Origin of the sequence: Streptomyces alkaliphilus, assembly GCF_014141535.1 — a bacterium.
GTDB classification, from domain to species: domain Bacteria; phylum Actinomycetota; class Actinomycetes; order Streptomycetales; family Streptomycetaceae; genus Streptomyces; species Streptomyces alkaliphilus.
Genome location: NZ_VKHT01001481.1, coordinates 1 through 864 on the forward strand (window position 1 = coordinate 1; position 864 = coordinate 864).

Here is an 864-nt window from a genome sequence, read left to right on the forward strand (position 1 = left end):
ACGTCGGGACGGTCGGCGGGATCGGGGCCGGTGGTCGGGACGGGCGGGACGGTGACCTGATCGCTGCTCATGGCCTCGACCCTACGGCTCGCGGGGCGGTCCTCCACCGGGATTCCGGGCCGGCCCGGGCCCGGCTCCCCGAACCGCCCGGGCGGTTCGGGGAAGGGCCGCGCGGAAGCGTTCCACCAGGTCCGCCGCGCCGTCCTCGGTGAGTGAGCCGTACAGCCGCAGACGGGCCAGACCGCCGTCGGGCAGGATCTCCACGCGCACCCGGGTCGCGGTGGGGGCCTCCCCACCGGGGGCGCCGCCGGGCAGCAGCCGGTGGACGGTGTCCGGTTCCAGGCGGGTGGCGGGGATCGTTTCCCGCCACCCGGGTGCGGCCGGATCCGCCGGGTCGCCGGCGTCGGGAGCCGCGGCGTCGAAGGTGTGCAGGCGGGCCCAGCCGGGAGCGTTGCCCCGGTAGCGGCCGGTGTCGATCTCCACGGCGCGGATCCGGGCCCGGGCGGGGAGGGCGTAGCGGATCCAGTCGTGCCCCCCGTCGCGCCGGCGGCGGGTCTCCCAGCCCTGGTCCATGCGGTCGGGGCGGCCGGGCAGCAGGGTGTGGCCCGGGGGCGAGTAGAAGCGGTCCGAGGCGTCCTCGACCCGTCCGCCGTGCTCGGCGGCCAGGAGGTCGAAGGTGCCCAGTGCGGCGAGCCAGACGGGGTCCGGCAGCGGGTCTCCGTGGACCCGCAGGCGGGCGATCCCGCCGTCGGGGTACTGGCGCAGTCGCAGGTGGGTCAGGCGCGGGGAGGCGGTGACGGGGAAGCCGTGGGCGGCGTGGCCGCCGATCCGGGTGCGGGGTACCAGTTCGGTCCAGGGGGCCCC

Annotated in this window: 1 pseudogene; it reads right to left on the reverse strand. The window is 77.9% G+C overall.

Annotated features, from left to right (window positions below):
- Positions 1 to 81: 81 nt before the first annotated feature.
- Positions 82 to 864: pseudogene (locus tag FNQ90_RS25220) on the reverse strand (hypothetical protein); the annotation flags it as partial.